Here is a 26201-nt window from a genome sequence, read left to right as displayed (position 1 = left end):
CCATCGGCAGCGCAAACAACAGGGAGGCCGCCAGGTGCTTACTGCGCCTTGGCGTTCTTGATGTCCGCAATCACCTGCTTGGCAATCGCCTGGACCTGCTTCTGGGTCATGGCCGACGCCACGCCTTCCCAGGCTGATGACTCGGTTTCATAAGTGCGTGCGCCCAGCGGTGCACCGGATTTCAAGTCGGAAAAGTCAGCTTTCGAGAACACCCAGGCATTACCCACCAATGCCCCAGCAGCGTAGCGGCTGCCGGCCGTCAGGTAACGAAACTTGCTGACGTTAATGGTGATGCCCACCCCGTCGGCACTGCCGGTGTTGATGGTGGGTGTTTCCTTGAGGCTATAACCGGCTTGTTGCGCCTCGGTTTGCAGGGCCGCGCCCCATTGTTGCTTGAGCAGTGGCCAGTCCTGGTTTTGCTCGACAGTGGTGTTGCCTTTGAAGCTCACGACCAGGTTTTGTTTAGCCGATTCCGGGATGGCCAGGGTGTCTGCACCACCGCTTTTTACCTTGGCTGCACAGCCACCCAGCATCGAGAGGGCAACAGCGAACGACAGGGCGTAAAGCGCCTTGGAGGTTTTCATTGAATTTCCGTATCCACAACAATTGAGAAAGGGGGAGGCCACCGCATCGGATGGGGCGGCTACGATGCTTGAACCTCCCGGCGTCTGGCAAGCGATGACTGCCAAATGCCCTCTAACACTTCAAACACCCACAAACTTTATTGGATTGCAGCAACAATTTTTCTTGTTGGACACCTCCCTCCCCAAGCAGCAAAGATGCCGCCACTGACGCTCGACCTTCCAGGTCAACAATAAAAAATCGAGCCGGGCTGCACGCCGTTTTCTTGCAGTGAACCCTTTGTTCACTACCTGCTTTACTGGCGCCGCAGCGCGCACTTAAGGACCTCACCACCATGCAAACTGTTGTGAACCTATGGCCGCTGATTGGCGTACTCGTCATCGTGGTCGGCTTTGTGTTGCGCTTCAATCCGCTGCTGGTCGTCACGGCGGCAGCGATTGCCACCGGGTTTGCCGCCCACTTCCCGCTGGAAAAGATCCTCGCCACCATGGGCGACGGCTTCCTCCAGACCCGCGCCTTGCAATTGATCCTGTTGTTGCCCCTGGCCGTCATCGGCTTGCTGGAGCGCCATGGCTTGCGCCTGCATGCGCAAAACTGGATCGCGCGTTTTGAGCGGGCCACGGTCGGGCGCTTGCTGATCATCTATCTGTTTGTGCGTGAATCCACAGCGGCCATGGGCCTGACGAGCCTGGGCGGGCACCCGCAGATGGTGCGCCCGTTGCTGGCGCCGATGGCGGAAGGCGCGGCGGAAAAACGCTATGGCAAACTCCCCGACAAGCTTCGCCACAAGGTCCTGGCCATGTGTGCCGCGACCGACAACGTGGGGCTGTTTTTTGGCGAGGATATCTTCGTCGCCTTTGGTGCGATTGCGCTGATGCACACCTTCCTGCTGGGTTCGGGCATTGATGTCGAGCCTCTGCACATCGCGGTCTGGGGCATTCCGACGGCGATCTGCGCCTTCATCATTCATGCCATCCGATTGCATCGCTTTGACCGAATGCTGACCCGAGAGCTGTCACCGGCCAAGCAGTCGGAGGCGGTGCAATGATCATTTCCATTGAGTACCTGTATTGGCTGGCTGGCATTCTGCTGGTGATCACCTCCGGGATGATCCTGATGGATCGCACCCACCCCAAGCGCTGGTCGAGTTCGTTGTTCTGGCTGCTGTTTGCCATTCCGTTCCTGGTGGGGGAGCGTCTGCCCTCGGTAGTGGTCGGCGTGGGCGTGGTGGTGATGGCGCTCATCGCGGGCCTGGGCGGCGTAGGCCGCGGCGCGCATGCCCAGTTGCATGACAAGGCCGCACGGGCCAGCGCTGGTCGCCTGGGGCATAAACTGTTTATCCCGGCCTTGGCCATTCCGTTGACCACGGTGATTGGCTCGGTGCTGCTCAAGCACACCGAAATCGGCGGCGTACCGCTGCTGGACCCGAAGAACACCACCTTTGTCTCTCTGGGCATCGGCTGCCTGATTGCACTGGCGCTGGCCTGCTGGCTGACGCGGGACACCCCGGTGCAAGCCCTTCGCGAATCCCGGCGCCTGACCGAAGCACTGGGCTGGGCGATGGTGCTGCCGCAGATGCTGGCGATGCTAGGGTTGTTGTTCAACGAAGCGGGCGTGGGCACGGCGGTTGCGCACATCACCACCACCTACATCAACCTGGATTACAAGCTGGTAGCGGTGATGGTGTATGTGTTGGGCATGGCGCTGTTTACCGTGATCATGGGCAATGGCTTTGCCGCCTTCCCGGTGATGACCGGCGGCGTGGGTGTGCCGGTGCTGGTGGGTATCTACGGCGGTAACCCGGCAGTGATGGCCGCCATTGGCATGTTCTCCGGTTACTGCGGTACGTTGATGACACCCATGGCGGCCAACTTCAATATTGTCCCGGCAGCGTTGCTGGAGCTGCCGGATAAAAACGCGGTGATCAAGGCGCAGATGCCGACCGCGTTGATGATGCTGGTGGTCAATATTGTCCTGCTCTACCTGCTGATGTGAGGCTGTAATGCGCACTGTATTGCTGACGGGTTTCGAACCGTTTGACCAAGACCTTATCAACCCGTCCTGGGAGGCGGTACGCCTGTTGGAGGGTGTGCAGTTGGGCGCTGATGTGCGGATTGTCGCGCGGCAGTTACCCTGCGCTTTTGCCACGGCGGGCGAGCGCCTGGCTCAGCTGTTGGCCGAACATCGCCCGCAGATGGTCATTGCGGTCGGGCTGGGCCCCGGGCGCAGTGATATTTCCATCGAGCGGGTCGCGATCAACCTCAACGACGCGCGTATTCCGGACAACCTGGGTCAGCAGCCTGTCGACACGGAAGTGGTGCCCGGCGGCCCTGCGGCCTACTTCGGTACCTTGCCGAGCAAGGCCATGGTGAGGGCCGTGCGCGAGGCCGGCATTGGGGCCAGCGTGTCGCAAACCGCCGGCACTTTCGTGTGCAATCAGGTGTTCTACCTCTTGCAGCACGCACTCGCCGGGTCAGGGGTACGTAGCGGTTTCATCCATGTGCCGTGGCTGCCCGAACAGGTGGCGGGCCGCGTACCCGAGACGCCCTCGATGGCATTGCCGATGCAGGTTGAAGGGTTGCGGATTGCGCTGCTGACGGCCTGGAATACCCAGGTGGATATCACTGAAGCGGGTGGCCAAGTCAGCTGAGGTTTTCGGCTTCGCGTCCCGGGAAAAACAACGCGAAGCACGTCACACCGTCCTCGCTGCTGACGCTGTAGCGCCCGTTGTGCAACTGCATGATGGTCGCGACGATGGACAGCCCCAGCCCATTGGAGTGCGCCGAGCGTTCCCGGGATTCATCCACCCGATAAAACCGCTCGAACAACCTCGGCAAGTGCTCCGCCGGGATGGTTGCCCCGTGGTTAGTCACCGTCAGGCTGATGCCCTCGGCGCCGGGCGTGGCCTGAATCAACAGCTCGGAACTCGGCGCACCATATTTGATGGCGTTGGCGCACAGGTTGGCCAGGGCGCGGCGCAACAGCATCGGTTCGGCCCAGATCATGCCTTCGCCCTGGGCAAGGATGCGGATGTCGACATCGCCCGCCAGGCCTTCGAAGTAGTCGGCCATGCGTTCCACTTCATCGGCCGCATCCAGTGCCTGGCGTTGGCGCAGGGCGCTGGCGGGGTCGGTACGGGCCAGGAACAGCATGTTGTCGAGCATGCGCGCCAGGCGTTCAAGCTCTTCGACGTTGGAGGCCAGCAGTTGCTGGTAGGCCTCGACGCTGCGGTGTTGCTGCAACGCCACCTGGGTTTCCCCCAGCAAGTTGTTGATGGGCGTGCGCAGTTCGTGGGCCATGTCGGTGGAGACCTGCCCCAATTGCACAAAGCCCTTGGCCAGGCGTTCGAGCATGGTGTTGAACGAATCAATCATCGGCAGCAATTCTTTGGGGGCGCCCTGGCTGTCGAGGCGCGCGGCAAGGTTGCCGACGCCGATGCCCTGGGCATGCACCGCCAGGCGCCGCAACGGCAGCAAGCCACGATGCACCATCAGGTAACCGACCACCGCCAGTACCAACGCGGCGATGCTGGCGAGGATATAGACACTCAGCCGGTAGCTGGCGAGCACGGCGGTGCGCTCGGTCATCAAGCGCCCGGTGGTGACTTGCAGGCTGCCCAGGTCGCCCGAATCAATGGTGGCGGCCAGGGTGGAGAAGGGCACGCCATTCACCCCGGGCAAGTGCTGCACGTCGGCGAATTCCAGGGTGTGGTCCCTGGGTACCGGTTTGACGGTGGGCATGTCGATGTTGCCGGGGTTCACCTCCAGCAGCGGCTTCTGCCCGGGCGCGGCAATGCTCAGCACCGATTCGCGGTTGCCGAGCATGTTCTGGAACAGCTCTGGCTTGGTCTTGATCAGGTCCAGGGTGTTGCTGTCGTTCAGCAGGTTGCGCAGTTGGTCGACGCGGTAAATCAGCGCGGCATCGTCCCGGTGGACCAGCTCGCGCTCAAGGTCGCGGTACAGCGCCACGCCGAGGGTCGCCAGCAGGGCGAACGCCAGTAAGGCAAAGATCAGCGCCAGGCGCAGTGTCAGGGAATAATGCCGAGGCTTACTCATGGCTGCGTATCGAAGCGGTAGCCGATGCCGCGCACGCTGTGGATCAGCTTGAGCTGGAACGGGTCGTCGATTTTCAGGCGCAGGCGGCGCACGGCCACGTCGACCACATTGGTGTCGCTGTCGAAATTCATGTCCCACACCCGCGAGGCGATCAGCGAACGCGACAGTACCTGGTCCTGGTGGGTGGCGAACAAGTGCAACAAGGCGAACTCCTTGTTGGTCAGGGTGATGCGCACACCGCCGCGGGTGACGCGGCGCTTGAGCACGTCGATCTGCAGGTCGGCGATCTGCAGTTGTTCTTCTTCACGGCTTGGCCCGCGCCGGGTCAGGGTGCGCAGGCGCGCCACCAGTTCGGCGAAGGAAAACGGCTTGATCAGGTAATCGTCGGCGCCCAGTTCCAGGCCCTTGATGCGGTCGGCAATGTCGTCCCGGGCGGTGAGGAACAGCACCGGTGTGTCGGCTTCCTTGCGCAGGCGACGCAGCACTTCCCAGCCGTCCATCTTCGGCATCATCACGTCCAGCACGATCACGTCGAACGGGGTTTCCAGGGCCTGGTGCAAACCGTCCACACCGTCGCGGGCGAGGCTCACGGAGTAACCCAGTTCCTGCAGGCCGTTAAGCAGGTAGTTGCCCGCCTTGGGCTCGTCTTCGACTACGAGGATATTCATGGGAGTTGCCCTGGTGATGTGCCGGTGTTTCGTGGCGCAAGTGTAGCCCGATCAATTGTCATTGGGGCAGCCGATGCCCTGTACTTGATAGTCCAGCACGTGTTCGCGGCCCTGGCTGTCGAGGTAGTCGAGGCGGGCGGGGACAATGCCGCACTGGCCGTAGGTGTCGGTGCTCGACAGCACTTTGGCCACGTCCATGTGCATGAAGAAGCCGGGCGTGTCATGGATGACCGGGGTGGTATCGGCAAACGCCGAGCCGGTGGCGAGGAGGGCAGCAAAGCCGAGGATAAACAGTTTCATGGCGGTATCTCTCTTTAAGGGTTGGCTGCCGGTATCCGGCAGTGAGTTCACAGTAACCAGGCGACACAAACAGCCAACCAACAGGATGATGACAAGATCGTAATGAAGGGATCAGGGCTGGCGGCCGGAGGCTTCGAGGATCAGGTCGGTGATTTCCTTGGCGTGGGAAACCAGCGACAAGTGGCTCGACGGCACTTCGATGGTGGTGGCGTTCATGCGCTTGGCGAGAAAGCGTTCCAGGTCCGGATTGATGGTCTGGTCGTTGCTGGACACCGCATACCAGGACGGTTTGGTGTGCCAGGCGGCGTTGACGGTGCGGCCGCTGAACAGGGTCTTGGCGATCGGTTGTTGTACGGCGTACAACTCCATGGCCTTGGCGCGGGGCACGTCGGCGGCAAAGTATTTGAGGAAGGCGTCCTGGTTCAGGGTCAGGTAGCCGTCGTGCTCCACCACACCGGCACGTACGGGTGTGCTCGGGTACTTGGCGGACAGGGCGACGAAGTCTTCGTTGGCGTCCGGAGCGCGGGCGGCGACGTACACCAGAGAGCTGACCTTGGGGTTGACCCCGGCGTCGCTGACCACGGTGCCAGCGTATGAATGGCCGACCAGCACGGTAGGGCCGTCCTGTTGATCGAGTACGCGATTGGTGGCGGCAACGTCATCCGCCACCGAGGTCAGCGGGTTTTGCACCGCGGTTACGTGCAAGCCGGCGGCCTGTAGGCGAGTGATCACTTCGGACCAGCTGGAACCGTCAGCCCAGGAGCCGTGTACCAGCACTACGTTATTGGCTTTCACCGGTGCAATCGGGCCGGCCACGGCGGCGCCGGCACCCAGCATCAACAGGCTGGCAGCGATCAGGCAGAGTTTGCTTACAGGTTTCATCGGGCGGGCTCGCTTCTTTATCAGTGGGAAGTTGGGTCACCCGCTGTGGGTGACTGACGACTTCACTGTATGAAGTGAGGGTGCTGGCAACACTGACAGCTTAATGACAAGTTTGTAATGCAATGGGCAGCCTGGAAGCTGCCCTTGTTGGACGGTGACCCTTCAGACAGTACGGGCTGCCTGCAGGCGTTCAGCGCCACCTTCCGCCAGGCCGCGTTCGTGCAGGCGGTCGGCGCCGCCCTCGGCGAGCAGATGGGACGGCTGGTCTTTGACCGCGGCGGCGTGGGTGTTGGCCGACGCCATGGATGACAGCCCAAGGCCCGCGACGACAGCCAGGCCGAATACCAGGGACGATGCTTTCAAGAGATTGAACATGATGAGGCTCCTACGAGTGAGCCAGCCGGATTGGCTGGTGGTCGTAGTTAATCCCCGGGGTGTATCCGCCATGTGTGCCCGGGCGTGGCGAAATGCGGGTTCGCGTATCCAGACAGGGTTCCCATACAGTCCGATACAAACCACGGGAAGGTTTACAGCGTTTGGGGTGATCCGTAGATTGCATCGGGCAAGTGGTTCGTCAGTACCCAAGACCGGGCGACGAAAACATGAGGAAACCGAGCAGTGTCCACCCGCGATTCAGCTGTATTCGCCAACCGTTACCGCGCTTTCCTGTTCGATATGGATGGCACGCTCCTGAACTCCATTGCCGCCGCCGAGCGGGTATGGGCGACCTGGGCTGAACGCCACGGGCTGGATGTCGCGGCCTTTCTGAGGACCATTCATGGCGCCCGGGCCATCGATACCATCACCCGTCAGGCATTGCCCGGGGTTGACGCGCAGGCGGAGGCGCAATGGATCACCGAGGCTGAACTCGAGGATGTAGAAGGGGTGGTGTCGATTGCCGGCGCGGTGGAATTTCTCAACGCGCTGCCCGGGGATCAATGGGCGCTGGTCACGTCCGCACCCAAGGCATTGGCTCTGCGCCGTATGCAGGCGGCCGGGATCAACCCACCGGCGGTGTTGGTCAGTGCGGAGGATGTCGCCAGCGGCAAGCCGGATCCGGCCTGTTATGTGCTCGGTGCCCAACGGTTGGGAGTGCCGGTGCAGGACTGCCTGGTGTTTGAAGATGCCAGCGTCGGGATTCGTGCCGCAGAGGCGGCGGGGGCCGACGTGATGGTGGTGACCTCGACGCACCATACGCCTATGGTCACGGAACACCCCTCGATTGCCGGGTACGAGCATTTACAGGTTTTGCGGGACGAAGCCGGGCTGTTGCACCTGCAGCGCCTGACGTAAAAAAGGCCGATCCGGTTAACCGGATCGGCCTCCTTCATAAACGGACGGTTCCACAGACGGTCAGGACGAGGCTTTCCGGCGATCACTGTGAGGGGCTCGTCGACACAATTTTCGATGAATGGCAGCCTGGAGGGGCTGGAGGCAGAAGACAAACAAGTACGCGCCCAGGAACAGGGTCAGGTCCAACCAGGAGTAGGCATTATCGGAGATGCCCTCCATTTCGTACCGCACGGCATACTCCAGTCCGAAAAAGACCACGGCGATCAGCCCGGCGATCGTCCAGGACTTGGATAAAGAAGGCTGTTTATCAGGACGCCTCATCAACGTGCTCCTTGGCGCGCTGCAGACTGTAAAAGATTTGTCACGGGATTCGGCTCTGGAAAACTCAACAAGTTCCATTTGTATGCAAGCTGTTTCATGCGTAAAGGGCACCCAGCGGCTATTACTGTGAAGGGTTCCTGCCTTCCGTCATGCAAAGGGAGTACGCCTTATGTTCGTTCAGTGGTTTCTTGCAGCCGTCCATTTACTGGCATTCGCTATGGCATTGTCGGCTGTGCTAGCCCGCGGCAAGGCCTTGCGCAGCCTGGTGGAGAGTGAACCATCCACCGTGCGTCGCGTATTGATCACGGACAACATCTGGGGCGTCAGCGCCCTGATTTTATTGATAACCGGTGGCCTGCGGGCGTTTGGCGGCTATGAAAAAGGCCGTGATTATTACCTGCACCAGCCGTTGTTTCACGTGAAGATGACGCTGCTGGTATTAATTTTGTTACTGGAGCTCGCGCCGATGATCCGCTTTATCAAATGGCGCATCGCTTTGGCTCGCGGCGCGCATCTCGATTTGCACCAGGCAGGTCTTTTTGCGCGCATCAGCCACCTGCAGGCGTTGCTGGTGGTGCTGATGATGATTGCAGCGACGGGAATAGCACGTGGCGTAGGCCTGGGGTAACAGTGGGCTGGCGCTGGAATGAGGGAATAGGGCGCGCTGGCCACGGGAAGCCGCGAACAGGCTAAAGGAGGTTTTCGCCAGCCGTTACAGTGAACGAAAGGGCTGGCTACTGGAGGCGCTTCAAGGTGTCTGGTTTTTATCCGGAGCCGTCAGGCCCGCCTGGATACGTTGGTAGATCTCCTCGCGATGCACGGCAACGTCCTTTGGAGCATTGATGCCGATTCTTACTTGCTGGCCGCTAACGCCCAGGATGGTGATAGTAATGTCATCACCGATGTTTATGCTTTCACCGACTTTGCGGGTGAGTATCAGCATGGACTTCTCCTTGATTGCTTTGAAGGACACATGTTTCAGACAGGGCAGATGTCGGATGTGTGTAGCTTACTGCGAAGCGCTTCCCTGTGGCTGCCTCTTTTAGGACGCATAGAGGCGGCATTAATTCCCATGCCGCCATCATACAGGTCTGCGATACATGATTCGCATTGTTTAAGCCAACGTTTATGACGGCCAGAATAGACAGTGAATGATAAAGTCGCCTCTTTGATCCTCTAAGGAGCAGGGTAGTGCGTAAAGTAGCGATGGCAATTGCGGTGTTGGCATTGGCCGGTTGCGGTGAAGGTAAAAGTGTCGATGCCCCCAAGGCCAGGCCCGCCGTTGCCGAGGCGCCCGCCCAGGCCCAATCAGCGGCCGGTGCGATCGCCGCTCAAGAGTGGGATGTATGGGTGGGGCCACCGGATCACAAGCTGCAAGCGATAACTGACCTGACCGCGTGGTTGCTGGAACACGGTTTCAGTTTCTATCTGACAAAGGAAGACGGTAAGGATCAGGTGCTGTTGGGCCCGTTCAGCACCAAGGCCGAGGCAGAGGCCAAGCAGGTGCAGTTGACCGAGAAACTCGCCACTGCGAAGAAAAATGACACCGTGTCCGAGGTCATCGAACACAAGGTTGCGCAGTAAAGGATCGGCAAGCGGGAGTCCATGGCGCTCCCGCTTTTTACATTCAACCGCAGGCTTTCAAGTTCACCGGGCCGACAAATTCATTGCCGCGCCCCATCACGCACGCCACGGTTTGATTGCGCTGGCGTTCCCAGGGTTGTACCGGGTAGGTCTTGTTCCAGGCTTCGTAGAGTTGGCGGTCCTGCTTCGACAGGCGCAGGCCATACTGCTTGCTCATATAGAAGTACGTACGGGCGATCATCCCGCGAATGGACGGGCGGGGCATGACCTTCTTGGCCTTGAAATCCACCTGGGTCAGGCACGATCCATATTGCCCGCTTTGTACCGGCAGCCAGCCAAAACTGAAATTGTTCCGGTCGCCATTGACCTCGCCGATACTCGGCACCAGGTTGTGCAAGTCGGCTTCAGCGCGCTTGTACACCGCATCCTTGCGGGTGCAGTTCTTGCGCCCGCCATCCTGCCAGCACTGGCGCTGATGGCCGATCTGCCAGGCCGGAACAATGTGTTCCCATTCAATGCGTGCTGCCCGGTTGGCGTTCTTGCGCGGGACATAGCCGCAGGCTTTCAGGTCCACCCGGTTACCGTTGTATTTGCAGCCGCAATAAAATTCCGTGGATTGCGGTTCATACAGCTTCCAGGCGATTTTCTTGGCTTCGCTGAACGTCTTGGGCGCTTGGGCGTGAGCGGTGACAGCAAAAAACACAATCAACAGACTGATAAAACGGACACTCATTGACTCAATCTTCCTTCGGCACAACCCAGAAAATCTGCACGCCACCGTCATCGCGATAAGCGAGGGTGACGTTGTCGTTTTCTGCGATTTCCTCCAGTAGTCGTGCCCACTCGTCTTCCGGTTCCTCGGGCAAACGGAAGATCAACGCCGCCTTGTTCTTCTGGGCGTTGGTGGAATTGATGATTTTTTGCACGCGAATGGCCAGGCGTTGATAGGCGTCAGGCGCTGCGGGTGCTGCGGAAGAGGGCTTTGCCACGGAGTATTCCTTATTAGGCTGTACGTGCATACAGTATTTAACTGTGGGCAATTTCGCAACTGCTTAAAATCCAAGAAGTTCTTCTGACAGTGGTTTTGCCGATTTGGTGTAGGAGGGCTTTGGTTCTCAACGGTTTATTGCGCGGGGGGTAAAGCGGGGGAATTTGGACCCGCTCGCGGTGCGCCACGAGCGGGATGGCCCAACCGTTACCGGCCGGGCCTGGGAGCGATCAATATTCCCAGAACATCCGTTGCAGTTCCTTGCTGTCCTGGGTCTTGGTCAGGGCGACCATGGCCAGGATGCGGGCTTTCTGCGGGTTCAGATCATGGGCAACTACCCAGTCGTATTTGTCGTCAGGCTGTTCGGCGTTACGCAGAACGAAACCGCCGGCATTCACGTGGGAAGAACGAATGATCTGCACGCCTTGCTTGCGTAGTTCCTGCAGGGCTGGCACCACCTTGGACGATACTGAGCCATTGCCGGTACCGGCGTGGATGATGGCTTTTGCGCCGGCCTGGGCCAGGGCCTTGTAGGCGGTGTCGCTTACGTTGCCATAGGAGTAGGCGATTTCGACGTCCGGCAGACTTTTGATGGTCTTGATGTCGAATTCCGAGTTCATGGTGTGGCGTTTGGCTGGCAGGCGGAACCAGTAGGACTTGCCTTCCACCACCATGCCCAGCGGGCCCCATGGGCTCTTGAACGCTTCAGTCTTGATGTTGATCATTTTGCTGACGTCGCGACCCGACTGGATCTCGTCGTTCATGGTGACCAGCACGCCTTTGCCGCGGGCGTCTTTGCTGCCGGCGACGGCAACGGCGTTGTACAGGTTGAGCATGCCGTCAGCCGACATGGCGGTGCCTGGGCGCATCGAGCCGACCACGACGATTGGCTTGTCGGTTTTTTCCACCAGGTTGAGGAAGTAGGCAGTCTCTTCCAGGGTGTCGGTACCGTGGGTGATCACGATGCCGTCGACGTCCTTGCTGTCGGCCAGCTCGGCGACGCGGCGACCCAGTTGCAGGAGATTTTCGTTGGTGATGCTTTCGGAGGCAATTTGCAACACTTGCTCGCCGCGTACATTGGCGATCTGACTAAGCTCAGGAACACCGGCGATCAGTTGTTCGATGCCGACTTTGGCGGCCTGGTAGGTCGCGCTATTGGCTGCGCTGGCGCCAGCGCCGGCGATGGTGCCGCCGGTGGCAAGGATCACCACGTTGGACAGTTTTTGCTGGGTTTCAGCTTCTTTTGCCTGAGCAGCAACAGGGAACAACAGCAGGAGGGCTAACGCGCCCGGGACGAAAGTTTTCAACGCAGATTTCATTATTCTTCTCTCTAGTTTTTGATGAGTGCTGATGCAGGTTCATCTAGAAACACCCGGGCGGTTCTGTACGCCGCGAGGTGCTGAGTAAGAGCAGGATTTGTACCAGCGGTATTTTGTTTGGTAATAGAATTTAACCTATTGATTTATATCTATATTTATTTGATTTTTAAGCAAGGGACTTCGTCTTTTGTCCGGCTTTCCGAACAAAACGGCGTGCGAATGTTCGGTTGTCCGAAAAGGATGACGGAAAAGTTTGGTTTTAAACTCAGAAGGCACATCGCGACCTGTCGTTTCAGAGAACGATCAAGCGGCATCGATGTTTAGGGAGGACAGCCAATGGCTGCGAGGGCAGGGCGTAGAGCGGATTCATCAAAAGGCTGTTTTCTCCCGTTGACAAATCCCGACAAGCTTCTCATAGTTTGATCTAACGCAAACGTTTGCGAGATGTTTCACGGGCTGCTCTTGGCGTGTCGTGAAAGCTCGTATCAGTCGCCCGGGTGGGATGGCTGCCGAAGCGTTCTTCGGTGCAAGCGTTGCTCACAATAATCATAAGATCGGAGTGAACCCATGAAGCTGCCATTCGCTGGACGTCTTCTTGCTGTCGCTGTGCTTGCTGCCGCATCCGCTGCCCTGCCTCTTTCCTCTGCATTTGCTGCCGAGACCGCCGCCAAACCCAAGGTCGGCCTGGTCATGAAATCCCTCGCCAACGAATTCTTCGTCACCATGCAGGACGGCGCCAAGTCTTACCAGAAAGAACACGCCGCCGATTTCGACATGATCACCAACGGGATCAAGAACGAAACCGATACCAGTGCCCAGATCGATATCGTCAACCAGATGATCCTCGCCAAAGTAAACGCCATCGTGATCGCGCCTGCGGACTCCAAGGCGTTGGTTACTGTTCTGAAGAAAGCCTCCGATGCAGGCATCAAGGTCGTCAACATCGACAACCGCCTTGATCCGCAAGTGCTGAAAAGCAAAAACCTCGATATCCCGTTTGTAGGCCCGGATAACCGCAAAGGGTCCAAGCTGGTGGGCGACTATCTGGCCAAGCAGTTGGCTGCAGGTGACAAGGTCGGCATCATTGAAGGTGTGCCGACCACCACCAACGCCCAACAGCGTACCGCAGGCTACAAAGATGCGATGGACGCCGCCGGCATGAAGATCGTCTCCACCCAGTCGGGTAACTGGGAAATCGACCAGGGTCAGAAAGTCGCATCCGCCATGCTGAGCGAATACCCGGACCTCAAGGCATTGTTGGCCGGTAACGACAACATGGCGCTGGGCGCTGTCTCTGCCGTACGTGCGGCAGGCAAGGCCGGCAAGGTGTTGGTCGTGGGCTACGACAACATCGAAGCCATTAAACCCATGCTGCAGGACGGCCGCGTATTGGCGACCGCCGACCAGGCAGCTGCCCAGCAAGCGGTGTTCGGTATCCAGAACGCGCTCAAGCTGGTCAAGGGTGAAAAAGTCGACGCCAAAGACGGCGTAATCGAAACCCCGGTCGAACTCGTCCTCAAGAAGTAATTCCCCGGCAGCACCAAACAGCGTCCGCTCACTCGAGCGGACGCCTGGAGACGTTCCTATGTCATCTTCCGCACCGAACGCTGTCCTCTCGGTCAGCGGTATCGGCAAGACCTATGCCCAACCGGTTCTGTCCGACATCACCCTGACGCTCAATCGTGGGGAAGTGTTGGCGCTTACCGGTGAAAATGGCGCGGGGAAAAGCACCCTGTCGAAAATCATCGGCGGGCTGGTCACGCCGACCGACGGCCAGATGCAGTTCAATGGCCAGGCCTACACGCCGGGAAGCCGGACCCAGGCTGAAGAGCAGGGCATCCGCATGGTCATGCAGGAGCTCAACCTGTTGCCGACCCTTACCGTCGCCGAAAACCTGTTCCTCGATAACCTGCCCAGCCACGGTGGCTGGATCAGCCGCAAGCAACTGCGCAAGGCCGCGATTGAAGCCATGGCGCAAGTTGGCCTGGACGCCATCGACCCGGACACTCTGGTCGGCAGCCTCGGCATCGGCCACCAACAGATGGTCGAAATTGCCCGCAACCTGATCGGCGATTGCCACGTATTGATCCTCGATGAACCCACGGCGATGTTGACCGCCCGTGAAGTCGAGATGCTGTTTGAACAAATCACCCGCCTGCAGGCCCGGGGCGTGGCGATTATCTATATTTCCCACCGGCTCGAAGAGCTTGCCCGTGTCGCCCAGCGCATTGCAGTACTGCGTGACGGCAAGCTGGTGTGTGTCGAGCCGATGGCCAACTACAACAGTGAGCAACTGGTCACGCTGATGGTGGGCCGCGAACTGGGCGAGAAAATCGACCTGGGCCCGCGCACCATCGGCGCGCCGCTGTTGACGGTCACAGGCCTGACCCGCTCGGACAAGGTCCGCGACGTGTCCTTTGAAGTGCGTGCCGGCGAGATCTATGGCATCTCCGGCCTGATCGGTGCTGGCCGTACAGAGTTGCTGCGCCTGATCTTCGGTGCCGATATCGCCGACAGCGGCACCGTGGCCCTGGGCACACCCGCACAAGTCGTCAGCATTCGTTCGCCTGCCGACGCGGTCGGTCATGGCATCGCCCTGATCACCGAGGACCGTAAAGGCGAAGGCCTGCTGCTGACGCAATCCATCGGCGCCAATATTGCCTTGGGCAACATGCCGAAGGTCTCCAGTGCTGGCCTGATGAACAGTCGTGACGAAACCGCCTTGGCCAAGCGCCAGGTCGACGCCATGCGCATCCGCAGTTCCAGCCCGGCGCAATTGGTGTCGGAGCTGTCGGGCGGTAATCAGCAGAAGGTGGTGATTGGTCGCTGGCTGGAACGCGACTGCGAAGTGATGTTGTTCGATGAGCCGACCCGGGGCATCGACGTTGGCGCCAAATTCGATATTTATGCGCTGCTCGGCGACCTGACCCGCCAGGGCAAGGCGCTGGTGGTGGTGTCCAGCGACCTGCGTGAGTTGATGCTGATCTGCGACCGCATCGGCGTGCTTTCCGCCGGGCGCCTGATCGAGACCTTCGAGCGCGACAGTTGGACCCAGGACGAATTGCTTGCCGCTGCTTTTGCCGGCTATCAGAAACGTGATGCGCTGCTCAATGACGCAGCGCCTAGGAATACCCCATGAAAACCATTTCCTCCCCTGCAAAACGTGGCGGCAACTTTTACGGCCTGGGCACTTACCTTGGCCTGGCCGGTGCTTTGCTGGCGATGATCGCGTTGTTCTCGTTCCTGAGTGACCACTTCCTCTCGTACGACACCTTCAGCACCCTGGCCAACCAGATTCCCGACCTGATGGTGTTGGCGGTGGGCATGACCTTCGTGCTGATCATCGGCGGTATCGACCTGTCGGTGGGGTCTGTGTTGGCCCTGGCCGCATCGGCCGTCAGCGTAGCGATTCTCGGCTGGGGCTGGAGCGTGTTGCCGGCAGCCATACTGGGCATGGGCTGCGCCGCGTTGGCCGGGACTATCACCGGTTCCATCACCGTGGCGTGGCGCATCCCGTCGTTCATCGTGTCTCTGGGCGTGCTGGAAATGGCCCGCGGCGTGGCGTACCAGATGACCGGCTCGCGCACCGCATACATTGGTGATTCGTTTGCCTGGCTGTCGAACCCGGTGGCCTTCGGGATTTCGCCTTCTTTCATCATCGCGTTGCTGGTGATCATCGCCGCGCAGCTTGTGCTGACGCGTACCGTGTTCGGTCGCTACCTGATCGGCATCGGCACCAACGAAGAGGCCGTGCGTCTGGCGGGTATCAATCCAAAGCCCTACAAGATCCTGGTGTTCAGCCTGATGGGCCTGCTGGCCGGCGTGGCGGCACTATTCCAGATTTCGCGCCTGGAAGCTGCGGATCCAAACGCCGGTTCCGGCCTGGAATTGCAAGTGATTGCCGCCGTGGTGATCGGCGGTACCAGCCTGATGGGCGGGCGCGGCTCGGTGATCAGTACCTTCTTCGGCGTGCTGATCATCTCGGTACTCGCGGCAGGGCTGGCGCAGATTGGCGCCACCGAACCGACCAAACGTATCATCACCGGTGCCGTGATCGTGATTGCGGTGGTGCTGGATACTTACCGCAGCCAGCGCGCCAGTCGGCGAGCCTGAGCCATGGCAACGATCAAGGATGTGGCGGCGCTTGCGGGGATTTCCTACACCACGGTGTCCCATGTGGTGAACAAGACGCGCCCGGTCAGCGAGCCGGTACGGATCAAGGTCGAGGCGGCCATCAAGCAGCTCGACTATGTACCCAGTGCGGTCGCGCGATCGCTGAAGGCCAAGACTACCGCGACCATCGGCCTGTTGGTGCCCAACAGCCTCAACCCGTATTTTGCGGAACTGGCCAGGGGCATCGAGGATTACTGCGAGCGTAACGGCTATTGCGTGATCCTCTGCAACTCCGACGATAATGCCGAAAAGCAGCGCAGCTACTTGAGGGTGCTGTTGGAGAAGCGCATCGACGGCTTGATCGTGACCTCGGTAGGCGGTGATGACAGCGGCCTGGCAACGGGCCTGAAAGCGGTGCGTACGCCGATGGTCATCGTCGACCGCGCGCTGGACGGGATCGATGTGGACCTCGTGCGCATCGACCACGAACAGGGCGCCTACCTGGCGACCCGTCATCTGTTGGATTTGGGGCACCGCGACATTGCCTGCATTGGTGGCCCGAGCCATACCCGCGTGGCGCAGATGCGTATGGCGGGTTACTACCGCGCGCTGGCCGAGGCGGGGCTCGAAGTGCCGGCCGGTCGTGTGCTGGAGAGTGACTTCACCAGCACCGGTGGTTACGCGGCGGCAGCGCAATTGCTGGCGGATAATCCCCCCAGTGCGATTTTTGCCGGCAACGACATGATCGGCTTCGGCGTATTGCGCGCGGCTGCCGAACGTAATATCCGCGTGCCCGGTGAGCTGTCGGTGATCGGGTTCGATGATATTCAAATGAGCCAGTACGTGTACCCGGCGCTGACCACGGTGGGCCAGTCGATCCTGCAACTGGGAGAGATGGCGGCCGAGATTTTACTGCGACGAATTGCGACACCCCAATTGCCGATCGATCAACGCATCGTGACGCCGAGTATTGTTCTGCGCGAGTCGACGGCGCCGTTGGCCGGTGTGTTTGCCCAATACCGCTGAACCGAATTGATGAGTACTGATGTATGCCAGCAAAAGTAGTGGTAATAGGCAGCCTGAACATGGACCTGGTCACCCGGGCCAGTCGGCTGCCCCGCGCCGGTGAAACCCTGATCGGCCAATCGTTTTCCACCGTTCCCGGCGGCAAGGGCGCAAACCAGGCGGTCGCTTCGGCGCGTCTTGGGGCCGAAGTCGCGATGGTCGGTTGCGTGGGTACCGATGCCTACGGCGCGCAATTACGCGACGCATTGTTGGTGGAAGGCATCGATTGCCAGGCCGTCAGCACCGTCGACGGTTCCAGCGGTGTGGCGCTGATCGTGGTGGATGACAGCAGCCAGAATGCGATCGTTATCGTCGCCGGTAGCAATGGCGAGCTGACTCCGGCCAAGTTACAGACCTTTGACAGCGTGCTGCAGGCTGCCGACGTGATTGTCTGCCAGCTTGAGACGCCGATGGACACTGTCGGCCATGCCCTCAAGCGCGGTCGCGAACTGGGCAAGACGGTGATCCTCAATCCGGCGCCGGCCAGCGGTCCGCTGCCTGAGGATTGGTACGCCGCCATCGATTACCTGATTCCCAACGAAAGCGAAGCCTCGGCCTTGAGTGGCGTGGTGGTGGATTCACTGGACAGCGCCAAGGTCGCTGCTACGCGTCTGATCAAGGCCGGTGCCGGCAAAGTCATCATTACCCTCGGCTCCGAGGGCGCATTGTTTGCCGATGGCCAGGGCTTTGAGCACCTGATGGCGCCCAAGGTCAAGGCGGTCGATACCACGGCTGCCGGTGACACCTTCGTCGGTGGTTTTGCGGCAGCGCTGGCCAGCGGCAAAAGCGAGGCCGAGGCCATTCGTTTTGGCCAGGTGGCTGCTGCGCTGTCGGTCACCCGTGCGGGTGCGCAACCCTCCATTCCTACATTGCATGACGTCCAAGGTTTTGTGCCCTCATGAAAAAGACTCCCTTGCTTAATATCGCGCTGTCGCGGGTGATTGCGTCCCTTGGCCACGGCGACATTCTGGTGATCGGTGATGCCGGCCTGCCGGTGCCACCGGGTGTTGAACTGATCGACCTGGCGCTGACCCAAGGTATCCCGGATTTCGTCAGCACCTTGCGCATTGTTCTCAGTGAAATGCAGGTGGAAAGCCACGTGCTGGCGGAAGAAATCCTGCTCAAGCAACCGCCGGCCCTGGCTGATCTCAATACCCTGACCGAACAGGCCGCTCTCGGCGAGCGCCGCCTGCTCAGCCATGAAGAGTTCAAGCAGCTCAGCCGCAAGGCGAGGGCGGTGGTGCGCACCGGTGAGTGCCAGCCTTACTGCAATATCGCGCTGGTCTCCGGCGTAACGTTCTAGAATTCCCAACGACAAGGAGTGCGTCATGCAACGTGGTACCCAAACCCTGCGACACCTTTTCCGGAGTGTGCTGCTTTTGTCCTTCCTAACTGCTGCAAGCGCCCACGGGGCGGAAAAAATCGACCTGATCATCGATACCGACCCCGGTGCGGACGATGTGGTGGCCTTGCTGTTCGCCATGGCTTCGCCCGATGAGCTGAGCATCCGCGCGCTGACCACCGTTGCCGGTAACGTGCGCCTGGACAAGACCTCCCGCAATGCGCGCCTGGCTCGTGAGTGGGCAGGGCGCGAGGACATCCCGGTATACGCCGGTGCGCCGAAACCGATGCTGCGCACGCCGATCTACGCCGAAAACATCCACGGCAAGGAAGGCATCTCCGGTGTCACCGTGCATGAGCCGAAAAAAGGCCTGGCCGAAGGCAATGCTGTTGATTATCTGATCAAGACCCTGAGCACCGCCAAGCCCCACAGCATCACCATTGCCATGCTCGGTCCACAGACCAACCTAGCGCTGGCGTTGAACCAGGCGCCGGAGATCACGCAAGGCATCAAGGAAGTGGTAGTGATGGGCGGCGCGCACTTCAACGGCGGCAATATCACGCCGGTGGCCGAGTTCAACCTGTTCGCGGATCCGATAGCGGCCGAGATCGTGCTCAAAAGTGGCGTCAAGCTGACTTACCTGCCGTTGGACGTGACCCACAAGGTCCTGACCAGTGACGCACGCCTGAAGCAAATCGCTGCGCTGAACAACAACGCGAGCAAGGTGGTCGGCGATATTCTCAATGAATACGTCAAAGGCGACATGGAGCACTACGGCATCCCGGGTGGCCCGGTGCATGACGCTACCGTCATTGCCTACCTGCTCAAGCCTTCGCTGTTCAGCGGCCGTGAGGTCAATGTGGTGGTGGACAGCCGTGAAGGCCCGACCTTCGGCCAGACCATCGTTGATTGGTACGACGGCCTGAAACAACCGAAGAACGCATTCTGGGTTGAAAACGGCGATGCCCAGGGCTTCTTCGATCTGCTGACCGAGCGTCTTGGTCGCCTGAAGTAAGCGCTTTACCGGTCGGCGTTCGTCGGCCGGGTCTTATTCGCGCTCGGGGTCTGGCGCCCCCATGTGATTGGTCGGGTATTTCTCGAATACCTGGCCGATGAATGCCTGCGCGGCCTGAGTACCCAGTTCCTTGACCAGCAGGTCGATACCGATGATTGCCAACTCCTCCGGGCTGCCCGGGCTATAGGAGCTTTGCCCTTGGGGCCACTTGGCTTTGATGTCGGCGTGGATCGTGACGATGGTCATGGGTGTCTCGCGAGGCTGGAAGGCGGTTGGTGCTGTCTTGCGAGTGGAGTTAACCATTTTGCGCAGCGTTTGGCACTGCTACTTAGGCATGAGGGGAGGGCTGTGCGACACTGTCCGCCTGTTTAATTGCCAGGGCAAACCGCGTGCAGATCGATTTGAACAACCCCGAGAACCTGACGCTGGAGGCTGTGAAACAGTTGCTGGCCTCCGCCAGTGACAACGTTCACACCCAATTGCGCGTCACCAAAGCCGGCATTGCCTACCTATCTTCGGGCGTGGTGGGCGGTGTTGATATCGACGGCCTGCTGTTTCGTCTCGAAACCTGGGCGGCGGGTTCCGGTTATGTCGGCAACGTCGCAGCCAGCGACGAGGTGTGGGTGATGCAGATTTTCAATGCGCTCAAGCAGAACTGGCCGACGCCGCCGTTTGATTACATCGACATTTACTGAGCGCGTTCATATCTGGTGACGATTGATTCGCTGGTACCCAGCGTCGACTCAGGCAGACTGGCCAACGGCCAATTGTGACAATTCGGAAACCAATCGGCCAAACCGCGGTCGCACGGTCTCTGCCCATTTTTTCTTAAAGGAGGCTTCATGCCTTGGAAGCTCGCATCATTCGGTACTTTGTTGGCTGCGCTTGTCTTGACGGGTTGCAGCACCCCGGGTACCTCTGAGCCAGCCAAAGACACTGCCGTGACCGATGCTGGTCATAGCCGCTGTGAGGCGAAGGCTGCCGAGTTCGCAATCGGCCAGAAGGCTTCGCCGCAACTGCTGGAACAGGCCCGTAGCCGCGCCGGTGCGCAGAACGCACGTATTCTCAAACCAGACGACATGGTCACCCTGGAATACCGCTCCGATCGCCTGAATCTCAATACCGATGACAACCTGGTGATCAATCGCGTCAATTGCGGCTGATGGCTTCGGCGCTTTTCTCCAGGCCATAAAAAACCCCGTCACATGGACGGGGTTTTTTTAGTTCGGCGCAGAATTACTCTGGGCGAACCTGTGCAGCTTGCATACCCTTTTGGCCTTTCTCAGCCACGAAGGAAACGGTTTGGCCTTCTTTCAGGCTTTTGAAACCGTCGCTTTCGATAGCTTTGAAGTGTACGAACAGGTCGTCACCGCCACCTTGAGGAGTGATGAAGCCGAAGCCTTTTTCATCGTTGAACCATTTAACGGTGCCGGTTTGGCGATTAGACATGGTGTATCTCCAAGAAACATATATTTTCAGTAGTGCTGTGCTGCTCAGGCCAACTGGGCACACCGAGCTATCATAGTCGAAATGTTCGGCTTGGGAGCCCCCCCAAGGCATTGTTTGCTATTCAATCGCGTTGCGTTTCATGCCTTGGTTGGCTGAAAGCCCCGATCTACGGGGCTTCTAAGCGAAATATCAGCTAGTAAAAAAAGCCGTAAAAGCTGCGTAATTTGTGAGAAATGGCAGTTTTCAGGGCGATTTCTGGTCCTTTAGCCGGTCTGGCGGGGTGTAAAAATTACTTTTTCTTCACGACTTTGCAGGACGAAATAGCCGCGACAGCTTTGTTTTTCAGCGCGGGATCTGCGTTCTGGTTGGTCATGAGTTCCTTGATCTCGGCACTGCTCAATTCGGCATTGATCTTGTCCGCGCCACATTCGCAATGGTCTTTGGCGGTTTTGGCATCAACGCTTTGCTGAGCGGCTGAACTGCAATCCTTGATGAAGCTGTCCCGTGCACCGGCAGGCCAGTTCGACGGGGCTGCGGCGTGCGCACCCAGGGACATGAGGGTCAGGGATGCAGCAAGGGCGAAAGTCGAGGTAAAACGCATAATGAAATGCTCCTGGAGTCATGGACGAACGGTGATTCTCGGTGTGTTTGAGGCTCGCCGTACAGTTCAAGTTCACTTTTGCCCCTAAAAGCCGGGAATTTGCGTTTCGTTAAGCGGCGCCGACGCCATGACCGTTCATCTGTGCTAGCATCTTCCGCTTGGCTATTTTCCGGCGCGCCCTATGCCGCCTCGCCAAGGTCTTTTTTGTTTAACTCCAGTCACTCTGGTTCGATTACCGGTTGGCCGAAAGGCTCCTGCCGCTGTAAGGCAGGCGTTCATCATTGAACGGCCTGGTGTTGGATCTTGTACTGGCTCATCCCAACCCACGTGACCTTTGGTAGGGGTCACCACTAGGAGAGGAGGCGCCATGCCAACTATTACTCTTCCCGACGGCAGTCAACGTTCATTCGATCATTCGGTTTCCGTAGCCGAGGTCGCCGCATCCATTGGTGCTGGCCTGGCCAAGGCCACCGTGGCCGGCAAGGTCGACGGCAAGCTGGTTGACGCCAGCGACCTGATCACCGGCGATGCCAGCCTGCAAATCATTACGCCCAAGGATCAAGAGGGGCTGGAGATCATTCGCCACTCTTGTGCGCACCTGATTGGCCACGCGGTCAAGCAGCTGTACCCAACCGCGAAGATGGTCATCGGCCCGGTCATCGACGAAGGCTTCTATTACGACATCGCCTACGAGCGTCCTTTCACTCCGGACGACCTGGCGGCCATCGAGCAGCGCATGCACGCGCTGATCGAAAAAGATTACGACGTCATCAAGAAAGTCACTCCGCGTGCCGAAGTGATCGACGTGTTCACTGCTCGCGGCGAAGACTACAAGCTGCGCCTGGTGGAAGACATGCCGGATGAGCAGGCCATGGGCCTGTATTATCACGAAGAATACGTCGACATGTGTCGTGGCCCGCACGTGCCGAACACGCGCTTCCTCAAGTCGTTCAAGCTGACCAAACTCTCCGGTGCCTACTGGCGCGGTGACGCGAAGAATGAACAACTGCAGCGGATCTACGGCACTGCCTGGGCTGACAAGAAGCAGCTGGCAGCCTACATCCAGCGCATCGAAGAAGCCGAAAAACGCGATCACCGCAAGATCGGCAAGCGCCTGAACCTGTTCCACCTCCAGGAAGAAGCGCCGGGCATGGTGTTCTGGCACCCGAACGGCTGGACTCTGTACCAGGTGCTCGAGCAGTACATGCGCAAGGTTCAGCGCGACAACGGCTACCTTGAGATCAAGACGCCGCAAGTCGTTGACCGCAGCCTGTGGGAGAAATCCGGGCACTGGGCCAACTACGCCGACAACATGTTCACCACTCAGTCGGAAAACCGCGACTACGCCATCAAGCCGATGAACTGCCCGTGCCACGTACAGGTGTTCAACCAAGGCCTGAAGAGCTACCGCGAGTTGCCGATGCGCCTGGCCGAGTTCGGTGCCTGTCACCGTAACGAGCCATCGGGTGCTCTGCACGGCATTATGCGCGTGCGTGGCTTCACTCAGGATGACGCCCACATCTTCTGCACCGAAGAGCAGATGCAGGCCGAATCCGCTGCGTTCATCAAGCTGACCATGGACGTTTATCGCGATTTCGGCTTCACCGAAGTCGAAATGAAGCTGTCCACTCGTCCGGAAAAACGCGTGGGTTCCGACGAGCTGTGGGATCGCGCCGAAGCTGCACTGGCCGCAGCACTGGACAGTGCGGGGCTTGCGTACGACCTGCAGCCGGGCGAGGGTGCGTTCTACGGTCCGAAGATCGAGTTCTCGCTGAAAGATTGCCTTGGTCGCGTCTGGCAGTGTGGTACCCTGCAGCTCGATTTTAACCTGCCGATCCGTCTGGGAGCCGAATATGTCTCCGAAGACAACAGCCGTAAACACCCGGTTATGCTGCACCGGGCGATCCTCGGCTCGTTCGAACGGTTCGTCGGGATCCTGATCGAGCACTACGAGGGTGCATTCCCTGCGTGGCTGGCTCCGACCCAGGCAGTGATCATGAATATCACTGATAAACAGGCAGATTTTGCCGCTGAAGTTGAAAAAACTCTCAATGAAAGCGGATTTCGTGCCAAGTCCGACTTGAGAAATGAAAAGATCGGCTTTAAAATCCGCGAGCATACTTTGCTCAAGGTTCCCTATCTTTTGGTTATCGGAGATCGGGAAGTCGAGATGCAGACTGTCGCTGTGCGTACTCGTGAAGGTGCTGACCTGGGCTCGATGCCCGTCGCCCAGTTCGCTGAGTTCCTCGCGCAAGCGGTTTCCCGGCGTGGTCGCCCAGATTCGGAGTAATTATTATTAAGCGTGAAATGAGACAAGATAAACGAGCTGCACCGAAAGCCCCGATCAACGAGAATATCTCGGCACGCGAGGTTCGGTTAATTGGCGCTGACGGCGAGCAGATTGGCATCGTCTCGATTGATGAAGCGCTTCGTATTGCTGAAGAGTCCAAATTGGACCTGGTGGAAATCTCCGCCGATGCAATCCCACCCGTTTGCCGGGTGATGGACTACGGCAAGTCGATCTTCGAGAAGAAGAAGCAGATTGCCGCGGCGAAGAAGAACCAGAAGCAGATTCAAGTAAAAGAAATCAAGTTTCGTCCAGGGACGGAGGAAGGGGATTACCAGGTAAAACTGCGCAACCTGGTACGTTTCCTGAGTGATGGGGACAGGGCCAAGGTATCCTTGCGATTCCGCGGCCGTGAGATGGCCCACCAGGAGCTGGGGATGGAACTCCTCAAGCGGGTTGAAGCTGACCTGCTCGAGTACGGTTCGGTCGAACAGCATCCTAAGATGGAAGGACGCCAGCTTATTATGGTCATCGCCCCGAAAAAGAAGAAGTAATCAATAGGGCACGGCAGGCCTTCTGATTATGTTTATCAACTGAATGCGGAGTACCGAACATGCCAAAGATGAAAACTAAAAGTGGTGCTGCTAAGCGGTTTCTGAAAACTGCTAACGGTATCAAGCACAAGCACGCTTTCAAGAGCCACATCCTGACTAAAATGTCGACCAAGCGTAAGCGTCAACTGCGCGGTAGCAGCTTGCTGCATCCGTCTGACGTTGCAAAAGTCGAGCGCATGCTGCGCCTTCGTTAATTTTAGTCAAGAATAGAGGAAGTAACTCATGGCTCGTGTAAAGCGTGGCGTCATGGCGCGTAAGCGCCACAAGAAAATTCTGAAACTTGCTAAAGGCTACTACGGCGCGCGTTCACGCGTATTCCGTGTTGCCAAGCAAGCGGTTATCAAGGCTGGCCAATACGCCTACCGTGACCGTCGTCAGAAAAAACGTCAGTTCCGCGCTCTGTGGATCGCTCGTATCAATGCTGGTGCACGTGTTAACGGTCTGTCCTACAGCCGTTTCATCGCTGGCCTGAAAAAAGCGTCCATCGAGATCGACCGTAAGGTTCTGGCTGATCTGGCAGTGAACGAAAAAGCGGCGTTTGCTGCGATTGTCGAGAAAGCTAAAGCCACCTTGGCTTAAGTACCCCCGACAGTCACCCTGGGTCGCTTCCGCGGCCCAAGGTGTTAAACGTCTTAAATAGGGGAAGAGCCTTCAAGCTCTTCCCCTATTTTGTATCTGGAGTCTGTACATGGAAAACCTGGATGCGCTGGTCTCTCAAGCACTAGAGGCTGTGCAACGCGCAGAAGATATCAATGCCCTGGAGCAAATCCGGGTTCACTACCTTGGCAAAAAGGGTGAATTGACTCAGGTGATGAAGACCCTGGGGAATTTGCCGGCTGAAGAGCGTCCGCAAGTCGGTGCGCTGATCAACGTGGCCAAGGAGCGTGTTACAGAGGTTCTCAATGCGCGCAAGGCGTCGCTCGAGGAGGCCGATCTTGCGGCCAAGCTCGCCGCCGAGTCCATTGACGTAACCCTGCCTGGCCGTGGCCAGACCTCGGGCGGTCTGCATCCGATTACCCGGACTCTGGAACGTATCGAGCAGTTCTTCACCCACATCGGCTACGGCATTGCCGAAGGCCCTGAGGTCGAAGACGACTATCACAACTTCGAGGCGCTCAACATCCCAGGCCACCACCCGGCCCGGTCGATGCATGACACCTTCTATTTCAATGCGAACATGTTGCTGCGCACCCATACCTCGCCGGTACAGGTCCGCACCATGGAATCGCAGAAGCCGCCGATCCGCATCGTCTGCCCAGGCCGTGTGTACCGCAGCGACTCCGATATCACCCACTCGCCGATGTTCCACCAGGTCGAAGGCCTGCTGGTTGATCGCGACATCAACTTCGCCGACCTCAAAGGCACCATCGAAGAGTTCCTGCGGGTGTTCTTCGAGAAGGAGCTGGCGGTGCGTTTCCGTCCCTCGTTCTTCCCGTTCACCGAGCCATCCGCTGAAGTCGATATGGAATGCGTGATGTGCAGCGGTAAAGGCTGCCGCGTCTGCAAACAGACCGGCTGGCTGGAAGTGATGGGTTGCGGCATGGTTCACCCCAACGTGCTGCGCATGTCCGGGATCGACCCGGAAGAATTTTCGGGCTTTGCCTTCGGCATGGGCGTTGAGCGTCTGGCCATGCTGCGTTACGGCGTGAACGACTTGCGTCTGTTCTTCGACAACGACTTGCGGTTCCTCGCGCAATTTCGCTAGTCGTAACGGATCTTTAGG

General features: G+C 58.9%; 34 protein-coding genes. 20 read left to right on the top strand and 14 right to left on the bottom strand.

The window, feature by feature from the left end; genetic code table 11:
* Positions 1-38: 38 nt before the first annotated feature.
* Positions 39-584: a DUF4410 domain-containing protein gene (locus JFU58_RS23430; protein ID WP_017478821.1), complete on the bottom strand. Its 546-nt coding sequence runs from the start codon at positions 582-584 to the stop codon at positions 39-41.
* A gap of 332 nt (positions 585-916) precedes the next feature.
* Here JFU58_RS23430 and JFU58_RS23425 point away from each other — a divergent pair, with 332 nt between their 5' ends.
* The 3 genes from JFU58_RS23425 to pcp are packed head-to-tail and all read left to right on the top strand — an operon-like array spanning position 917 to position 3232.
* The gene (locus JFU58_RS23425; RefSeq protein ID WP_063031689.1) at positions 917-1630 is read left to right on the top strand and encodes a DUF969 domain-containing protein; all 714 of its coding nucleotides are present in this window, start codon (positions 917-919) and stop codon (positions 1628-1630) included.
* Positions 1627-2577, top strand: a complete 951-nt coding sequence (locus JFU58_RS23420) for a DUF979 domain-containing protein (protein ID WP_063031687.1) — start codon at positions 1627-1629, stop codon at positions 2575-2577. Before JFU58_RS23425 ends, JFU58_RS23420 begins: the two co-directional genes overlap by 4 nt.
* Before the next feature lie 7 nt (positions 2578-2584).
* Entirely contained in the window at positions 2585-3232 is a 648-nt protein-coding gene (pcp, locus tag JFU58_RS23415) for a pyroglutamyl-peptidase I (protein ID WP_201142500.1), read from the top strand.
* On the opposite strand, the gene JFU58_RS23410 is transcribed toward pcp, so the two are convergent.
* The 5 genes from JFU58_RS23410 to JFU58_RS23390 form a co-directional block, all read right to left on the bottom strand.
* Positions 3225-4637, bottom strand: a complete 1413-nt coding sequence (locus JFU58_RS23410) for a heavy metal sensor histidine kinase (protein WP_201142499.1) — start codon at positions 4635-4637, stop codon at positions 3225-3227. The two genes, pcp and JFU58_RS23410, sit on opposite strands and share 8 nt — an antisense overlap.
* Positions 4634-5305, bottom strand: a complete 672-nt coding sequence (locus tag JFU58_RS23405; protein WP_063031680.1) for a heavy metal response regulator transcription factor — start codon at positions 5303-5305, stop codon at positions 4634-4636. Before JFU58_RS23405 ends, JFU58_RS23410 begins: the two co-directional genes overlap by 4 nt.
* Before the next feature lie 51 nt (positions 5306-5356).
* Positions 5357-5605, bottom strand: a complete 249-nt coding sequence (locus tag JFU58_RS23400) for a DUF2790 domain-containing protein (RefSeq protein ID WP_017478827.1) — start codon at positions 5603-5605, stop codon at positions 5357-5359.
* A 111-nt stretch (positions 5606-5716) separates the two neighbouring features.
* Positions 5717-6487, bottom strand: coding sequence for an alpha/beta fold hydrolase (locus JFU58_RS23395; RefSeq protein ID WP_063031677.1), 771 nt, complete (start codon positions 6485-6487; stop codon positions 5717-5719).
* A gap of 162 nt (positions 6488-6649) precedes the next feature.
* Positions 6650-6862 carry a hypothetical protein gene (locus JFU58_RS23390; RefSeq protein ID WP_063031676.1) on the bottom strand — a complete coding sequence of 71 codons (213 nt, stop codon included), beginning with the start codon at positions 6860-6862 and terminating at the stop codon, positions 6650-6652.
* A gap of 243 nt (positions 6863-7105) precedes the next feature.
* Here JFU58_RS23390 and JFU58_RS23385 point away from each other — a divergent pair, with 243 nt between their 5' ends.
* The gene (locus JFU58_RS23385; protein WP_201142498.1) at positions 7106-7780 is read left to right on the top strand and encodes an HAD-IA family hydrolase; all 675 of its coding nucleotides are present in this window, start codon (positions 7106-7108) and stop codon (positions 7778-7780) included.
* A gap of 60 nt (positions 7781-7840) precedes the next feature.
* Here the strand turns inward: JFU58_RS23385 and JFU58_RS23380 are convergent, their stop codons facing one another.
* Positions 7841-8101, bottom strand: a complete 261-nt coding sequence (locus JFU58_RS23380) for a hypothetical protein (protein ID WP_063031672.1) — start codon at positions 8099-8101, stop codon at positions 7841-7843.
* 169 nt (positions 8102-8270) lie between these two features.
* On the opposite strand from JFU58_RS23380, the gene JFU58_RS23375 reads away from it, so the two are divergent.
* Positions 8271-8729 carry a DUF2214 family protein gene (locus tag JFU58_RS23375; protein ID WP_201142497.1) on the top strand — a complete coding sequence of 153 codons (459 nt, stop codon included), beginning with the start codon at positions 8271-8273 and terminating at the stop codon, positions 8727-8729.
* A gap of 120 nt (positions 8730-8849) precedes the next feature.
* On the opposite strand, the gene csrA is transcribed toward JFU58_RS23375, so the two are convergent.
* Positions 8850-9044, bottom strand: coding sequence for a carbon storage regulator CsrA (gene csrA, locus JFU58_RS23370; protein ID WP_003192511.1), 195 nt, complete (start codon positions 9042-9044; stop codon positions 8850-8852).
* A 248-nt stretch (positions 9045-9292) separates the two neighbouring features.
* Here csrA and JFU58_RS23365 point away from each other — a divergent pair, with 248 nt between their 5' ends.
* A complete protein-coding gene (locus tag JFU58_RS23365) occupies positions 9293-9685 on the top strand; it encodes a penicillin-binding protein activator LpoB (protein WP_093199074.1) in 393 nt (130 codons plus the stop codon).
* A gap of 43 nt (positions 9686-9728) precedes the next feature.
* Here JFU58_RS23365 and JFU58_RS23360 read toward each other — a convergent pair whose 3' ends face one another.
* From JFU58_RS23360 to JFU58_RS23350, 3 genes are all read right to left on the bottom strand, one after another.
* Positions 9729-10418: an endonuclease gene (locus tag JFU58_RS23360; RefSeq protein WP_201142496.1), complete on the bottom strand. Its 690-nt coding sequence runs from the start codon at positions 10416-10418 to the stop codon at positions 9729-9731.
* 4 nt (positions 10419-10422) lie between these two features.
* On the bottom strand, positions 10423-10674 hold the full coding sequence (locus JFU58_RS23355) for a DUF1654 domain-containing protein (RefSeq protein WP_201142495.1): 252 nt from the start codon (positions 10672-10674) through the stop codon (positions 10423-10425).
* A 229-nt stretch (positions 10675-10903) separates the two neighbouring features.
* On the bottom strand, positions 10904-11992 hold the full coding sequence (locus tag JFU58_RS23350) for an asparaginase (protein ID WP_003219965.1): 1089 nt from the start codon (positions 11990-11992) through the stop codon (positions 10904-10906).
* Between the two features lie 567 nt (positions 11993-12559).
* Between JFU58_RS23350 and JFU58_RS23345 the strand changes: the two genes are divergently transcribed.
* Genes JFU58_RS23345 through JFU58_RS23315 form a run of 7 tightly spaced genes read left to right on the top strand, consistent with a single transcriptional unit; the run spans position 12560 to position 19527 of the window.
* On the top strand, positions 12560-13519 hold the full coding sequence (locus tag JFU58_RS23345; protein ID WP_063031662.1) for a sugar ABC transporter substrate-binding protein: 960 nt from the start codon (positions 12560-12562) through the stop codon (positions 13517-13519).
* 58 nt (positions 13520-13577) lie between these two features.
* Positions 13578-15131 carry a sugar ABC transporter ATP-binding protein gene (locus tag JFU58_RS23340; protein ID WP_201142494.1) on the top strand — a complete coding sequence of 518 codons (1554 nt, stop codon included), beginning with the start codon at positions 13578-13580 and terminating at the stop codon, positions 15129-15131.
* A complete protein-coding gene (locus JFU58_RS23335; RefSeq protein WP_063031658.1) occupies positions 15128-16105 on the top strand; it encodes an ABC transporter permease in 978 nt (325 codons plus the stop codon). Before JFU58_RS23340 ends, JFU58_RS23335 begins: the two co-directional genes overlap by 4 nt.
* Positions 16106-16108: 3 nt before the next feature.
* The gene (locus JFU58_RS23330) at positions 16109-17131 is read left to right on the top strand and encodes a LacI family DNA-binding transcriptional regulator (protein WP_063031656.1); all 1023 of its coding nucleotides are present in this window, start codon (positions 16109-16111) and stop codon (positions 17129-17131) included.
* A gap of 23 nt (positions 17132-17154) precedes the next feature.
* The gene (gene rbsK, locus JFU58_RS23325; protein WP_063031654.1) at positions 17155-18072 is read left to right on the top strand and encodes a ribokinase; all 918 of its coding nucleotides are present in this window, start codon (positions 17155-17157) and stop codon (positions 18070-18072) included.
* Positions 18069-18473, top strand: coding sequence for a D-ribose pyranase (gene rbsD / locus JFU58_RS23320; RefSeq protein ID WP_201142493.1), 405 nt, complete (start codon positions 18069-18071; stop codon positions 18471-18473). The genes rbsK and rbsD overlap by 4 nt, the downstream gene beginning before the upstream one ends.
* A 25-nt stretch (positions 18474-18498) precedes the next feature.
* Entirely contained in the window at positions 18499-19527 is a 1029-nt protein-coding gene (locus tag JFU58_RS23315) for a nucleoside hydrolase (protein WP_201142492.1), read from the top strand.
* 33 nt (positions 19528-19560) lie between these two features.
* Here the strand turns inward: JFU58_RS23315 and JFU58_RS23310 are convergent, their stop codons facing one another.
* Positions 19561-19773 (bottom strand): hypothetical protein, encoded by a 213-nt coding sequence (locus tag JFU58_RS23310; RefSeq protein ID WP_201142491.1) that lies wholly within the window; start codon positions 19771-19773, stop codon positions 19561-19563.
* Positions 19774-19916: 143 nt separating this feature from the next.
* Between JFU58_RS23310 and JFU58_RS23305 the strand changes: the two genes are divergently transcribed.
* Both JFU58_RS23305 and JFU58_RS23300 read left to right on the top strand, forming a co-directional pair.
* Positions 19917-20222 (top strand): hypothetical protein, encoded by a 306-nt coding sequence (locus JFU58_RS23305; protein ID WP_063031647.1) that lies wholly within the window; start codon positions 19917-19919, stop codon positions 20220-20222.
* A gap of 147 nt (positions 20223-20369) precedes the next feature.
* Positions 20370-20690 carry an I78 family peptidase inhibitor gene (locus JFU58_RS23300; RefSeq protein ID WP_017478844.1) on the top strand — a complete coding sequence of 107 codons (321 nt, stop codon included), beginning with the start codon at positions 20370-20372 and terminating at the stop codon, positions 20688-20690.
* Positions 20691-20763: 73 nt separating this feature from the next.
* Here the strand turns inward: JFU58_RS23300 and JFU58_RS23295 are convergent, their stop codons facing one another.
* Together JFU58_RS23295 and JFU58_RS23290 are read right to left on the bottom strand one after the other, a co-directional pair.
* Entirely contained in the window at positions 20764-20976 is a 213-nt protein-coding gene (locus JFU58_RS23295) for a cold-shock protein (protein ID WP_003179963.1), read from the bottom strand.
* 289 nt (positions 20977-21265) lie between these two features.
* Positions 21266-21580, bottom strand: coding sequence for a hypothetical protein (locus JFU58_RS23290; RefSeq protein WP_081253185.1), 315 nt, complete (start codon positions 21578-21580; stop codon positions 21266-21268).
* Positions 21581-21944: 364 nt separating this feature from the next.
* Here JFU58_RS23290 and thrS point away from each other — a divergent pair, with 364 nt between their 5' ends.
* From thrS to pheS, 5 genes are all read left to right on the top strand, one after another.
* Positions 21945-23867, top strand: a complete 1923-nt coding sequence (gene thrS, locus JFU58_RS23285) for a threonine--tRNA ligase (protein WP_003219944.1) — start codon at positions 21945-21947, stop codon at positions 23865-23867.
* On the top strand, positions 23867-24418 hold the full coding sequence (infC, locus tag JFU58_RS23280; RefSeq protein WP_169875357.1) for a translation initiation factor IF-3: 552 nt from the start codon (positions 23867-23869) through the stop codon (positions 24416-24418). Before thrS ends, infC begins: the two co-directional genes overlap by 1 nt.
* 59 nt (positions 24419-24477) lie before the next feature.
* Positions 24478-24672, top strand: coding sequence for a 50S ribosomal protein L35 (gene rpmI / locus JFU58_RS23275; protein WP_002553160.1), 195 nt, complete (start codon positions 24478-24480; stop codon positions 24670-24672).
* Between the two features lie 28 nt (positions 24673-24700).
* Complete coding sequence (gene rplT / locus JFU58_RS23270; protein WP_003219940.1) at positions 24701-25057, top strand: 50S ribosomal protein L20; 357 nt, start codon at positions 24701-24703, stop codon at positions 25055-25057.
* Between the two features lie 109 nt (positions 25058-25166).
* Positions 25167-26183, top strand: a complete 1017-nt coding sequence (gene pheS / locus JFU58_RS23265) for a phenylalanine--tRNA ligase subunit alpha (RefSeq protein WP_063031643.1) — start codon at positions 25167-25169, stop codon at positions 26181-26183.
* Positions 26184-26201: the final 18 nt, after the last annotated feature.

It is taken from the genome of Pseudomonas sp. TH34, assembly GCF_016650865.1.
Taxonomy (GTDB): Bacteria; Pseudomonadota; Gammaproteobacteria; order Pseudomonadales; family Pseudomonadaceae; genus Aquipseudomonas; species Aquipseudomonas yamanorum.
This window is presented reverse-complemented; position numbering and strand designations above follow the sequence as displayed.

Bases quoted from the DNA above. Each gene is read 5' to 3' on its own strand.
- JFU58_RS23360 (WP_201142496.1), bottom strand. From the start codon at position 10,418: ATGAGTGTCCGTTTTATCAGTCTGTTGATTGTGTTTTTTGCTGTCACC.
- thrS (WP_003219944.1), top strand. From the start codon at position 21,945: ATGCCAACTATTACTCTTCCCGACGGCAGTCAACGTTCATTCGATCAT.
- JFU58_RS23405 (WP_063031680.1), bottom strand. From the start codon at position 5,305: ATGAATATCCTCGTAGTCGAAGACGAGCCCAAGGCGGGCAACTACCTG.
- JFU58_RS23425 (WP_063031689.1), top strand. From the start codon at position 917: ATGCAAACTGTTGTGAACCTATGGCCGCTGATTGGCGTACTCGTCATC.
- JFU58_RS23295 (WP_003179963.1), bottom strand. From the start codon at position 20,976: ATGTCTAATCGCCAAACCGGCACCGTTAAATGGTTCAACGATGAAAAA.
- JFU58_RS23375 (WP_201142497.1), top strand. From the start codon at position 8,271: ATGTTCGTTCAGTGGTTTCTTGCAGCCGTCCATTTACTGGCATTCGCT.
- JFU58_RS23330 (WP_063031656.1), top strand. From the start codon at position 16,109: ATGGCAACGATCAAGGATGTGGCGGCGCTTGCGGGGATTTCCTACACC.
- pcp (WP_201142500.1), top strand. From the start codon at position 2,585: ATGCGCACTGTATTGCTGACGGGTTTCGAACCGTTTGACCAAGACCTT.
- JFU58_RS23390 (WP_063031676.1), bottom strand. From the start codon at position 6,862: ATGTTCAATCTCTTGAAAGCATCGTCCCTGGTATTCGGCCTGGCTGTC.
- JFU58_RS23420 (WP_063031687.1), top strand. From the start codon at position 1,627: ATGATCATTTCCATTGAGTACCTGTATTGGCTGGCTGGCATTCTGCTG.
- rplT (WP_003219940.1), top strand. From the start codon at position 24,701: ATGGCTCGTGTAAAGCGTGGCGTCATGGCGCGTAAGCGCCACAAGAAA.
- rbsD (WP_201142493.1), top strand. From the start codon at position 18,069: ATGAAAAAGACTCCCTTGCTTAATATCGCGCTGTCGCGGGTGATTGCG.
- csrA (WP_003192511.1), bottom strand. From the start codon at position 9,044: ATGCTGATACTCACCCGCAAAGTCGGTGAAAGCATAAACATCGGTGAT.
- pheS (WP_063031643.1), top strand. From the start codon at position 25,167: ATGGAAAACCTGGATGCGCTGGTCTCTCAAGCACTAGAGGCTGTGCAA.
- JFU58_RS23315 (WP_201142492.1), top strand. From the start codon at position 18,499: ATGCAACGTGGTACCCAAACCCTGCGACACCTTTTCCGGAGTGTGCTG.
- JFU58_RS23380 (WP_063031672.1), bottom strand. From the start codon at position 8,101: ATGAGGCGTCCTGATAAACAGCCTTCTTTATCCAAGTCCTGGACGATC.
- JFU58_RS23395 (WP_063031677.1), bottom strand. From the start codon at position 6,487: ATGAAACCTGTAAGCAAACTCTGCCTGATCGCTGCCAGCCTGTTGATG.
- JFU58_RS23350 (WP_003219965.1), bottom strand. From the start codon at position 11,992: ATGAAATCTGCGTTGAAAACTTTCGTCCCGGGCGCGTTAGCCCTCCTG.
- rpmI (WP_002553160.1), top strand. From the start codon at position 24,478: ATGCCAAAGATGAAAACTAAAAGTGGTGCTGCTAAGCGGTTTCTGAAA.
- JFU58_RS23400 (WP_017478827.1), bottom strand. From the start codon at position 5,605: ATGAAACTGTTTATCCTCGGCTTTGCTGCCCTCCTCGCCACCGGCTCG.
- JFU58_RS23310 (WP_201142491.1), bottom strand. From the start codon at position 19,773: ATGACCATCGTCACGATCCACGCCGACATCAAAGCCAAGTGGCCCCAA.
- JFU58_RS23410 (WP_201142499.1), bottom strand. From the start codon at position 4,637: ATGAGTAAGCCTCGGCATTATTCCCTGACACTGCGCCTGGCGCTGATC.
- JFU58_RS23340 (WP_201142494.1), top strand. From the start codon at position 13,578: ATGTCATCTTCCGCACCGAACGCTGTCCTCTCGGTCAGCGGTATCGGC.
- JFU58_RS23335 (WP_063031658.1), top strand. From the start codon at position 15,128: ATGAAAACCATTTCCTCCCCTGCAAAACGTGGCGGCAACTTTTACGGC.
- JFU58_RS23430 (WP_017478821.1), bottom strand. From the start codon at position 584: ATGAAAACCTCCAAGGCGCTTTACGCCCTGTCGTTCGCTGTTGCCCTC.
- JFU58_RS23300 (WP_017478844.1), top strand. From the start codon at position 20,370: ATGCCTTGGAAGCTCGCATCATTCGGTACTTTGTTGGCTGCGCTTGTC.
- JFU58_RS23345 (WP_063031662.1), top strand. From the start codon at position 12,560: ATGAAGCTGCCATTCGCTGGACGTCTTCTTGCTGTCGCTGTGCTTGCT.
- rbsK (WP_063031654.1), top strand. From the start codon at position 17,155: ATGCCAGCAAAAGTAGTGGTAATAGGCAGCCTGAACATGGACCTGGTC.